This window comes from Thalassobellus sediminis (assembly GCF_044386045.1).
GTDB lineage: Bacteria > Bacteroidota > Bacteroidia > Flavobacteriales > Flavobacteriaceae > Thalassobellus > Thalassobellus sediminis.
Map to the genome: position 1 here is coordinate 1 of NZ_JBISCD010000024.1, position 4,606 is coordinate 4,606.

Genomic DNA, 4,606 nt, shown 5'->3' on the forward strand with positions numbered 1-4,606 from the left:
TAAAAGCCTGTTTACAACAAAGTATAAAAATAATGCTTAAATTTATTCCTTAATCTAAAGGTTAGTGCATTTTTAGTCACTCTGATTTTCCTGCGGAAAATCCTCGGACACAAAACCGCACTATCCTTATACACAACCGTTGTGGTGCATTTACGAAAAACGATATGAAAATTAAATTAACAATCTTCTTTTTGGCATTTTGCTCGATTTTGTTTGCGCAAGAATTGAAAACGATTCAAGCTGTTCAAGGAAAAGATTCAGACTTTTTTGACTACGAAGATTATGAAACACCTGATAAACCAATTGGAGAACTAATCTTTTTGAAAGGATGCAGTTGGTATTGTGGTGGTTCTGTAAAGTCAATTAAAGCTTCGTCTGAATTGAAAGAGAATAAAGGAATAAATTACGCACCGAAAAATGCTCACGATTTTGACAAAAATACTGCTTGGATTGAAGGAAAATCTGATTTTGGAATCGGAGAATATATTGAGTATTGTTTCGACTTTAGCGAAATGAAAGGATATGAAGGAAATTTAGGAATTAATCGAATTTTATTGGCAAACGGCTACAAAAAAAACAAACAGATTTGGGAAAATAATTCACGAATAAAACAACTGAAAGTTTATTTAAACCAAAAACCATACGCAATTCTAAACCTTTTGGATTCATTCGAAATTCAAACAATTGACATTGGAGAAATAAAATTTCCAGCAAATAAAGAAACGAAACTAAAGTTTGAAATAACTCAAGTTTACAAAGGAAAAAAATATAACGACACTGCAATAAGTCTATTAATGTTTGACGGAATTGGAGTTCATTAAAGTAAAAACGATCGTACAATCAATGAACGAATTACAATTAACAGGTGGAGCAAAAATTGGAATGGCTAATGCGACATTTCCATTTGCGACTTTAAAAGTGAATAAAGACAGATTGGAATTAAACGCTTCGATTATTGGAAATTTGACTTTTCAAGCTTCAGACATTATTTCAATCGAACCTTACACAATGATTCCAATTCTCGGGCAAGGAATAAAAATCAATCACAAAGTTTCGACCTACAAAGAGCGTGTTATATTTTGGACTTTTAAAGACCCGAACTCGGTCGTTCGACAAATCCAAGAAACAGGATTTTTAAGTAATGAAAATCAATCAAATCAGAAAATAGATAGAACGATAATTGAAAAACAGGCAAAAGGTGGATTTCCAATCAAAAAAGGATTTGCAATTGGGGCAATAGTAGTTTGGAACTTACTTTTTCTAACTGACATTACTCCATTTTTTCTTGGCGACAGAGAAGGATTTCCAATTGGTAATGGCGTATTGACTGCTATTGGGCTTTTATTTCTGACCGCACTTTTTAGTGTGATTTCGTCTGACTTTAGACGCTTGATTTTAAAGGAAGGACGAGAATTGAGTGATATTAAGAAATTTGCAATTTTCGCAATGATAATAAGCGGATTTATGTTATTGCAATTAGGAATAATGACAAAATTTATGAACTAAGAAAAACGCACCACAACAAAGTATAAGAAATAATGCTTAAATTTATTCCTAAATCAAAAGGTTAGTGCTTTTTTAGTCACTCTGATTTTCCTGCGGAAAATCCTCGGACACAAAACCGCACTATCCTTATACACAACCGTTGTGGTGCATTTGAGAAAACTCTCGGAACACATCAAATTAAAAGTACTGAATAAAAATTATGGATAGAGAAAAGACAATTTATTTGATAATATTCGTGAGTTTTATTTGCTTGATTTTCTCTGTAAAAGCGAACATAAATACTTATCAAGATTATATTCAATCAACCGGAAAAACAAGAGCATTATTTGGGTTGTCAGAATTGAAATTTAGCTATAAATATTATTTCGGAATTATATCTTTAATTGGATTTATAATTTCAGCCAACTATTTAAGAAAAAAAGGAAATAGATTATTGGTATCCATTGCTATGTTAATTTCTATTCTAGCTATGATTATGTCATTTTTTAGAATTTGGAGAATATTTATTTAAAATGGAAATAATAAAATTAGAAACTGAATCATATTTAATAAGCGGAAAAGGAACAGAGCGCTATTTCCCTTTCTTGGAAATGGAATACAATGAAAATGTGATTTATGAAAATGATATTCCGAAATATTTTTTAAGCTTTTCAGAAGACCTAAAATCAGTTCACGAAGTCGGAAACTGGATAATGGCTGAATTGGAAAAAAATGGTCATAATTTAAGGGAATTGATTATCGAACTTGGTAATAGTTTGAATTTAAAATGGGATATTTTCTCTTCAAATGTCGGAAACTTTGTAGAAGACAGTTGGAAAAGTGAAACGATTGAACTGATTAGATTTAGCGACAATCTAATTGAAAAAATAAAAACGACACCACAACACCGTGTATAATTAATGGCTAGTTCGAGCTTGCTTACGAAAATCCTCGCGGATTTTCTATTTGGTTTGTATTTGCTAAATTAGGTGCTTAAACACGCCACTAATCATACACAAACACGTTGTACGTAAGCTGAACAAACTATGAGTTTTAGTTATAAAGAATTTCCTAAAGATGTTTTTGATTCATTTTCACCTTTAATTGAAAAACACAACTTGTCTAAAACATTTAAGGGAGATTATTTTGTTCAACTTACTGGGAAAAAAGTAGTTCTTCAATTTGAATTTGATAGAGGAGATTTATTTTGTGAAATTAAAAAGAAAGGTGACGATTTTAAATTTGCTTTGTGGCAAGTTTATGAGTTTTTATTTCCTATCAGTCAAAAAAAGAATGAATCAAAAGATTATCCAAAAGCTGATTTAAAATTCTACTGTGAATTATTAAACAATGAAATGGAATCAATTATGCTCGGAGATTTTAGTTGGTATAACGAACTGAAAAAAGAGATTGAATATGAAAGTAGCCTAATAGCTGTAATTTATGGACCTGAAATGGATTATGAGCATCCAATCAGTCAAAAATTTTGGAAAGGAGATAAAAGTTGGAAATATGACATGGAAGATTTCATAAAACAAAAAGGAATAAAATTAAAATAAAGCCTACGTACAACAACATATATAATTTATTGCTAGTTCTAGCCTACTTACGAAAATTCTCGCGAATTTTCTATTCGGTTTTTATTTACTAAATTCAGTCCTTAAAACACGTAACAAATCATATATAAAACCGTTAGGCATTATTTAAAAAATGGGTAGAAGAAAGAAATATAAATCAATTGAAGATTACAAAAAGGAGACTAAAAAAATCCAAGACTTGATTGGTGGATTAATAACTATAGTTAAAGTCTTTGAAAAACTACCTGAATTCCCACAATTAAAATCGAAAGCAAAGGAATTCGAAAAAATAATGAATGATAATCCTCAATTAAAATTTGATAAAGAAAAAATTGATAATATTTATGAATTAGGATTTATTAGACTTTTTGCTTCATTTGAGGCTTTTATGTATGAATATTTGAAAGAACTATACATTAAATATCCTGACAGCCTTCCAACTGACAGAAAAATTCAAGTTTCCGATATATTAGATTGGAAAACTAAAAAAAGTGTGAATGACTTTATTGTTGACCATATAGCAATTGAAAATTCTTATGATTTAAAAACTTGGGAAAGAACATTAAAAGGTTCTTTTGGAATTGAGGTTTTTGTGAATAAAGAAGAGGAAAAACTTTTTAACTCACTTAATCTTTGTAGAAATATGATTGCTCACTCTGGCGGAAAAACGAATTCAAAAATTGTTAGGGATTTTAAAAAGATATTTAAAGATTCTGATGAACCAAAAGGAAAGTTTGAGATTGAAAAATGGGATATTTTCGACAAAAAATTATTTAACAACTTAATTGGAATAACTGAAAAAATCATAAACCGATTAGAAAAAAACAATGCCTAACACCGTGTATAATTAATGGCTGGCTCTCGCCTACTTACGAAAATCCTCGCGGATTTTCTATTCGGTTTTTATTTGCTAAATTAGGTGCTCAAACACGCCACTAATCATACACAATCACGTTGGCAGTAATTTAAATGAACCACAAACTAAACATATTAACTATTCTAATCTGTGGATTTTACGGATTCGCACAGAATAATGATGAATTGGATTCAAATAATGACTGCTCGGAATCTAAAATCTACCTGAAAACAGAAATTCAGGAAAAACCTAAACGAATACTACTCTTTAAAACTCGACTCAAAAAGATAAAAACTATTGACAGAATATTGGACGCGGACTCAAATGTTGTGCTGGAGAGAATTACTAAATCAATTGGACATGGAGACGCTTGGGAAATTAAGTCCTTTAATCGATTAAAAATTGAGGATAATAAAATAGTTGAATACCTGTTAACCAATAAGCCTGATTACGGAAAAGCTATTTTTTACAACAAATGCGGACTGAAAATTGCAGAGAAAAAATTAGACTCGGATCTTGTAATGGATAAATTTATGTTTAAATAAAAAAACTACTGCCAACAAAGTATAAGAAATAATGCTTAAATTTATTCCTAAATCAAAAAGTTAGCGCGTATTTGGTCTCTCTGATTTTCCTGCGGAAAATCCTCGGACACAAAACCGCACTATTCTTATACACAACCGTTGTA

Annotated in this window: 6 protein-coding genes; all 6 read left to right on the plus strand. The window is 30.4% G+C overall.

Annotated features, from left to right (window positions below; all coding sequences use genetic code 11):
* The first annotated feature begins 164 nt into the window (after positions 1-164).
* The 6 genes from ACH5TW_RS00325 (at position 165) to ACH5TW_RS00350 (ending at position 4,463) form a co-directional block, all read left to right on the plus strand.
* Complete coding sequence (locus ACH5TW_RS00325) at positions 165-821, plus strand: NADase-type glycan-binding domain-containing protein (protein WP_439334481.1); 657 nt, start codon at positions 165-167, stop codon at positions 819-821.
* A 22-nt stretch (positions 822-843) separates the two neighbouring features.
* Positions 844-1,506 carry a hypothetical protein gene (locus tag ACH5TW_RS00330; RefSeq protein WP_439334482.1) on the plus strand — a complete coding sequence of 221 codons (663 nt, stop codon included), beginning with the start codon at positions 844-846 and terminating at the stop codon, positions 1,504-1,506.
* A gap of 512 nt (positions 1,507-2,018) precedes the next feature.
* Complete coding sequence (locus tag ACH5TW_RS00335) at positions 2,019-2,402, plus strand: hypothetical protein (RefSeq protein ID WP_439334483.1); 384 nt, start codon at positions 2,019-2,021, stop codon at positions 2,400-2,402.
* A gap of 129 nt (positions 2,403-2,531) precedes the next feature.
* Positions 2,532-3,044, plus strand: coding sequence for a hypothetical protein (locus tag ACH5TW_RS00340; RefSeq protein ID WP_439334484.1), 513 nt, complete (start codon positions 2,532-2,534; stop codon positions 3,042-3,044).
* A 151-nt stretch (positions 3,045-3,195) separates the two neighbouring features.
* Positions 3,196-3,897: a HEPN domain-containing protein gene (locus ACH5TW_RS00345; RefSeq protein ID WP_439334485.1), complete on the plus strand. Its 702-nt coding sequence runs from the start codon at positions 3,196-3,198 to the stop codon at positions 3,895-3,897.
* 134 nt (positions 3,898-4,031) lie between these two features.
* Entirely contained in the window at positions 4,032-4,463 is a 432-nt protein-coding gene (locus ACH5TW_RS00350) for a hypothetical protein (protein WP_439334486.1), read from the plus strand.
* Positions 4,464-4,606: the final 143 nt, after the last annotated feature.

Bases quoted from the DNA above. Each gene is read 5' to 3' on its own strand.
- ACH5TW_RS00325 (WP_439334481.1), top strand. From the start codon at position 165: ATGAAAATTAAATTAACAATCTTCTTTTTGGCATTTTGCTCGATTTTG.
- ACH5TW_RS00330 (WP_439334482.1), top strand. From the start codon at position 844: ATGAACGAATTACAATTAACAGGTGGAGCAAAAATTGGAATGGCTAAT.
- ACH5TW_RS00335 (WP_439334483.1), top strand. From the start codon at position 2,019: ATGGAAATAATAAAATTAGAAACTGAATCATATTTAATAAGCGGAAAA.
- ACH5TW_RS00340 (WP_439334484.1), top strand. From the start codon at position 2,532: ATGAGTTTTAGTTATAAAGAATTTCCTAAAGATGTTTTTGATTCATTT.
- ACH5TW_RS00345 (WP_439334485.1), top strand. From the start codon at position 3,196: ATGGGTAGAAGAAAGAAATATAAATCAATTGAAGATTACAAAAAGGAG.
- ACH5TW_RS00350 (WP_439334486.1), top strand. From the start codon at position 4,032: ATGAACCACAAACTAAACATATTAACTATTCTAATCTGTGGATTTTAC.